The 5,318-nt window shown below is 70.8% G+C and carries 5 protein-coding genes; 1 reads left to right on the top strand and 4 read right to left on the bottom strand.

What is annotated here, in order from left to right:
• Positions 1–90 precede the first annotated feature (90 nt).
• The 3 genes from VIB55_RS00780 to fdhD all read right to left on the bottom strand — a co-directional run bounded on the left by VIB55_RS00780 (position 91) and on the right by fdhD (position 3,305).
• Positions 91–1,356, bottom strand: coding sequence for an Ig-like domain-containing protein (locus VIB55_RS00780; RefSeq protein ID WP_331874753.1), 1,266 nt, complete (start codon positions 1,354–1,356; stop codon positions 91–93).
• Positions 1,357–1,701: 345 nt separating this feature from the next.
• Entirely contained in the window at positions 1,702–2,415 is a 714-nt protein-coding gene (locus tag VIB55_RS00775; RefSeq protein WP_331874752.1) for an AMIN-like domain-containing (lipo)protein, read from the bottom strand.
• Entirely contained in the window at positions 2,412–3,305 is an 894-nt protein-coding gene (gene fdhD / locus VIB55_RS00770) for a formate dehydrogenase accessory sulfurtransferase FdhD (protein ID WP_331874751.1), read from the bottom strand. Before fdhD ends, VIB55_RS00775 begins: the two co-directional genes overlap by 4 nt.
• A 184-nt stretch (positions 3,306–3,489) precedes the next feature.
• Between fdhD and VIB55_RS00765 the strand changes: the two genes are divergently transcribed.
• Complete coding sequence (locus tag VIB55_RS00765) at positions 3,490–4,113, top strand: CDP-alcohol phosphatidyltransferase family protein (RefSeq protein WP_331874750.1); 624 nt, start codon at positions 3,490–3,492, stop codon at positions 4,111–4,113.
• Between the two features lie 6 nt (positions 4,114–4,119).
• Here VIB55_RS00765 and VIB55_RS00760 read toward each other — a convergent pair.
• The coding region (locus VIB55_RS00760; RefSeq protein ID WP_331874749.1) for a DUF445 domain-containing protein at positions 4,120–5,318 on the bottom strand (1,199 nt) is incomplete at its 5' end.

The following is a 5,318-nucleotide window of genomic DNA, read 5'->3' as shown; positions in this document are numbered from 1 at the left end:
CCAGCAGGGTCTTCTTCATGTTCGTTGCTCCGTGTGAGTGGATGGCGGCCGAGCCGCATGGTTTTCTCGTGTTCCGGTCTGCTGCGCCCCTCAGGGCCCGACGATCACCTGCCCCGTCATTCCCGCGTGGCGCGTGCACTGGTAGGTGTACGTGCCCGCGGTGGCGAACGTCCGCGCCACCGAGGCGCCAGCGTCCGTATCGGGGATGTTTCCTCCCGCCGGCGCCGCGCCGTTGAAGGTGACGTTGTGGCGCGTGCTGCCGGTAAACTGCCACGTCACCGTTCCCCCCGTGGCGAGGGTCACCGCGGCCGGGCTGAAGGTGTTCCCCGGCGTGGTCACCGTCGCCGTGGAGGGCGAGCTTCCCCCTCCGGTCCCGGTGCCGCCCACGGTGACGGAGACGCTTGCCTCCCGCGTGACGCCGCCGTGGGTGATGCGGGCGGTGACGGAAACCGTCCCCGCCGCCACCCCGGTCACCAGTCCCGAGGCGCTGACGGTGGCCCGGGCCGGGTCGGCGGACGACCAGGCAGCCGGGGGAACGCCGGCCATCGCCTGCCCCGCCTGGTCCAGCGGCGTGGCGGTCAGCTGCACCGTCGCACCCACGGCGAGGGACGGGCTCGCGGGGGAGACGCGGACGGAGGTGAAGACCGGCGTCTGCGTGGCGCCGTCCACCGTCACCGTGCCGCCGTGCTTTCCCTTGTGCCGCTGGCAGGAGTAGGCGTAGACCCCCGCGGTGGCGAAGGTGCGGCTGACGGAGGTCCCGCGGTCCATCTTTCCGATGTTGCCACCGGCGGGCGCGGTGCCGGACCACGTCACGTCGTGCTCCTCGTCCACCATCCGCCAGGTGACGGTGCCGCCGGGCTGGATGCTGACCGCGCTGGGCTGGAATGCGTCGTCCACGCCCAGCACCTCGGCGGTGTTGGGCTGCGGAGCGGGCGGTGGCGGCGGAGGCGGCGCAGGGGGCTGTGGTTGCGGCTGCGGCTGGGGAGGCGCCTGGGCGGCGAGCACGGCGATGGCGTAGTCCGCCGTCTTCGTCACGCCACCGGCCGTGGCGCTGGCGGTGATGGTGGCCGCGCCGGCCTTCAGCCCTCTCACGACACCGTCCGCATCCACCGTCGCGATGGATGCGTCGCTGGACGACCACTGCGGCCGCACGTTCGGCACGGGCTGGCCGGTGGCGTCTTTTGCCTCCACCTGCATAATCAGCGTATCGCCGACGGGCATGGCGCCCTCCGGATGCGACACGGCGAGCGAGGCCAGCGCACCGGGCTGAGTGCCGCTGGTGAGCGGGGCCGCGCCGCCGCCCCCGCACGCGGCGAGAGCCACCAGGCAGATGGTCGTGAGAATGGTCCTGTGCATCGGGCTCTCTCCCAGGTGCGATGACGCCGTCGCGCCGCGGATCACGGCGAAAACGTCCCGGCGCCTCGCAAGCAGGGAAAAGCAACACGGGGACCCGGAAGGAACATCCGGTGCCCAGGACCGCTTAGTTCTTGTGGGAGAGCTGGTTACGGCGATCGGAGAGATCGCGGCGGCGCCTGGGTCGGCGGCGGAGAGTGTATCGAAGCGAGACAGCGTGTCGCCCGCGCCGACAGAACTACAGTTTCACGCAGAGGTCGCAGAGAAGACGGAGAGGACGCAGAGGCGCCGTGGCAGCCCTCTGCGTCCTCTCTTTTCCCTCTGCGACCTCTGCGTGAAACGTTCTTTTCAGTGCTGGACGTCGATCACGAGCCGGCTGGGGTTCGCCAGCTCGAGCACGCGGTAGCGGTTGGGGGATGCCACGCCGAGAACGATCTGCACCTCGGCCTCGAAGTCGCAGATGAACTCGTATTCGCGCAGCACGGGAAGCGACAGCGCGCGCTCACGCTGCGGGATGGTGGCGCGGCCCTGGTCGTCGTGGGCGCGCGCGGCGTGAAGGGTGATGGAAAGCCACCCGTCGCCCGCAACCTTGGTGGCCTCGCCCGAGCCGCACTGGCGCACCGGCCGGTCGACGTACTCGATGCGGTACCCCGGGATGGCATCTGCCCCCAGCGCCACGACGAACCGGTCGAAGCCCGCGTTCGGCGCCGTGCGCACCTGGCGCAGCGTCGCAACCCCGCCCGGCCGGCGGCGGACCTGCGTGCGCCCGGACGTCCAGTCCGCCTGCGGCGCGGGGGCGGGCGTCGGCACTGCGGCGGAGTCGGCGCCTGCGGCCGGAGTCGCGGCGGCGCTGTCGGTGGAGGGCGCGGCGGGAGTGGAGTCCGCCAGCACGAATGCAGGCAGGCGCGCGGGGGCGCGGGGCGCGGAATCCGCCGCGGCCGAGTCGTCCCGCGCCTCCGTGGCGCGCCTCCGCTCCGTGGCCTCGCGCAGCTCGTTGCCCTGCTCGCCGCACCCCGCCAGCACGGCCGCGATCATCATCGTCCCAAATGCCCGTCCCGTCATCCGCCTACCTTTTCGCGAACACGGGAAGCGATGCGCTCGCCTCCCGTGTAGATGTTGAATCCCGGCTCGCGGACGAACCCCGCGAGCGTCATCCCGGCCTGCTCCGCCAACTCCACCGCCAGGCTGCTGGGTGCCGAAACGCCCGCCAGCACCGCGGCGCCCGCCCGCGCGGCTTTCTGCACCAGCTCGAAGCTCGTGCGCCCGCTCACCAGCACCACGTGCTCCGCCAGCGGCAGCTCGCCAGCGAGCAGCGCGGCGCCCACCAGCTTGTCCATCGCGTTGTGGCGGCCCACGTCTTCCCTCACCCGCACCAGCTCGCCCTCGGGCGTAAACTGCGCCGCCGCGTGAAGCCCGCCCGTCCGCTCGAACACGGCCTGCGCCTCCCGCAGCCGCGCGGGGAGCCCGACGAGCGTCTCCGCATCCACCGTCACCCCACCCGCCACTCGCGCGCACGCCGGGCCCATCACAGCCTCGATGGACGCCTTGCCGCACACGCCGCAGCTGGACGTCGTGTAGAAGTTGCGCGCCAGGCTCGACGAATCGAACGGCACTCCCGGCGCCAGCGCCACGTTCACCACGTTGTACAGCTGCTCGGCCTCGGTGCAATAGCGGATGGCGCGCACCGCATCCGGCCCGTCGATCAGCCCTTCGCCGTACAGGAAGCCCGCCGCCAGTTCGAAGTCCGCGCCGGGCGTGCGCATGGTAACCGCCACGCGGTGCGCCACCCCATCCGTGCCGAGGACGCGGATCTCCAGCGGCTCCTCCGTCGTCAGCGCGTCGTCGCGCGAGCGGCGCAGCGCGCCCTCGGGCGAAACGGCAACGCGCTCGATGCGGCGGCGGACCGTGCTGCCCCGGCGCGTGGCCCTCGGCGGCGTGGGATCGTTCTGCATCAGGTGCGGACCGCGGGAGAGTGGCGCAAACGCTTGCCCGGAAAGGTGCTTGGGGCATGTGGCCGCCGCAAGGGCGATCCGGCGCTGTCCACTGGCCGGGGTTGCGGCGGGCGCCGCCGCGGGTGAGCTTTTGCGCGCCACGCGATCCATCGGCGAGCTCCATCCTACACCGGTCAGCATCCGCATGCCGTTAGCCCAGCCCGAGAAGCTTCCCTGGGGCGCGCCGCCGCTTCCCACGGACATCCATCCCGACACCCCGTGGACGTGGCCCAACCTGATCACGGCCGTGCGGCTGGTGGCGGGGATGGCGCTGTTCACCCTGGCGGCGCTGCACGGCGACGAGCGGCTGAACCTGTGGGGGCTGGGCGTCTACTGGTCGCTCGACATCCTGGACGGCGCCGTCGCGCGCTGGCTGAACCAGGAAACCCTGTTCGGCGGCCAGTTCGACATTCTCGCCGACCGGCTGCTGGTGGCCTTCTTCTACCTCAACGAGCTGTACCTGTACCCGGCGCTGGCCGTTCCCGTGGTGCTGTTCCTCATCCAGTTCATGGGCGTGGACCACTACCTGAGCAACCAGTACCTGCGCTATCCGCGCATGATCTCGCCCAACTACTACTACCTGGTCAACAAGCGGGTGTGGGAGCTCAACTGGTCGCCGCTGGGCAAGGTGTTCAACACCGGCCTCGTGACGGCGCTGCTCGTCCTCACCCGCTCGCCCGTGCTGGTAACCGCCGTCGTCGTCGGCATCCTGGTGGTCAAGTTCTACTCGGTGGCGCTGGTCTTCCGCACCCCCGCCCCCGCCGCCTGACCCACGTCATCCCGCGCCGAAGAAGAGTGACACGGTGTAGATCAGAAGCCCCACCAGGCCGCCCACCAGCGTGCCGTTGATGCGGATGTACTGCAGGTCGCGGCCGATCTGCAGCTCGATCTTGCGGGTGGTGTCTTCCGGGTCCCACGCCTGCACGGTGGTCTCGATCAGGTCGGCCACCTCGTGACGGTACTGCTCGATCACGTACAGCACCGCCTGCTCCACCCACCCGTTGGCCTTGGCCAGCAATTCCTTGTCTTCCAGCAGCGATCCGCCGAACCGGGTGACCGCGCTCCCCACGCGCCGCCGGAACTCGCTCTCCGGGTCCGCGCTGTGGCGCAGGACGGACGCCTTGATGTCGGCCCAGAGGCCCGCCGAGTAGTGCCGCACGGCGGGGTGGCCCAGCACCTCTTCCTTGAGCGCCTCCCCCCGGGCGATCATCTCGGGCGAGCTCTTCAGCCGCTCCACGAACTCCCCGACGGCCTCGTTGAAGCGCCCCCGCAGCGGGTGGTTGGGGTCGTGCGCCACCTCCACCAGCGTCCGTTCGATCCCCCGCGCGACCCGCTTGTAGATCTCCTCGTTCACGGCGGTGGGCATCCACCACGGTGTTTCCTGGGTGATCTTGGCGCGCAGGACCTCGCGATTCTCCTCGAACAGCCGGTCGAACAGGCGGATGGCGGAATCCAGCAGCTCCTGGTGGCGGTTTTCGGCCGTCACCAGCGTCAGCACGCGACCCATCAGCGGCGCCACCTGCGTGGTCCGCACGCGCCCCAAGACGCTCTGCTCGATGATCTCCTGCACTTCGTCGTCACGCAGCACCTGCACGACGCCCGTGACCGCGGCCGCGGCGTGCTTGCCCACCGTGTCGCCGTGGTCCGGATTGGCGAGCCACTGCGCCAGCTTCAGCGCCACGTTGGCCTCGCGCAGCTTGGCGGAGATGACGGGCGGCGACAGGAAGTTGTTCTGGACGAAGTTGCCCAGGCTCTTGCCGATGCGGTCCTTGCGGTTGGGGATGATGGCGGTGTGCGGGATCTTGATCCCCGCGGGGTAGCGGAAGAGCGCCGTCACGGCGAACCAGTCCGCGATCCCGCCCACCATCGACGCCTCGGCGGTGGCGCGCACGTAGCCGAGCCAGGGCCAGCGGTCCTCCAGCAGCCGCGTGGCGATGTAGATGAGGGACGCCACCACCAGCATGCCGGTGGCGC

It is taken from the genome of Longimicrobium sp. (genome assembly GCF_036554565.1).
GTDB lineage: Bacteria > Gemmatimonadota > Gemmatimonadetes > Longimicrobiales > Longimicrobiaceae > Longimicrobium.
The sequence above is the reverse complement of the archived record's forward strand: the minus strand, read 5'-3'. Positions and strand labels throughout refer to the sequence as shown.